The organism is Endothiovibrio diazotrophicus, from assembly GCF_054657215.1.
Genome location: NZ_BAAHXB010000346.1, coordinates 1 through 319, shown reverse-complemented (window position 1 = coordinate 319; position 319 = coordinate 1). Strand labels below are relative to the sequence as shown.

The window sequence follows — 319 nt, the reverse complement described above, 5'->3', positions numbered from 1 at the left end:
GCGTTCAATGGAGCCCATGGCCAGCCTCCTCCGTGCCGGGGCGGGTCAGGCTGCGATAGCGATCGAGTTCGCCGGTGGCCGATGCCGTGGCCTCGCCAGGGGAGGGGGCTTCACGCTCCCGCCGCGCCATCCTCTCGGGGTTCGCCTCCCAGGCACTCAGATAGTCGAGCAACGTGCCGACCTTGAGCCCCTCCTTCTCCGCCAAGTAGAGCAGCTCCCGTTCCGGCAGCGCGCGGAGCCGGGCGAGATGGCGTTTGACCCCGCGCAGCTTGTCCTTGTATTGCTGCGGATCGGTATTGCGCAACTGGCGGCACAGCGC

The 319-nt window shown here is 68.3% G+C and carries 1 pseudogene; it reads right to left on the bottom strand.

The features are described 5' to 3' along the window. Positions 1-4 precede the first annotated feature (4 nt). Positions 5-319 (bottom strand): annotated as a pseudogene (locus tag ACYQ2W_RS26755) (hypothetical protein); the annotation flags it as partial.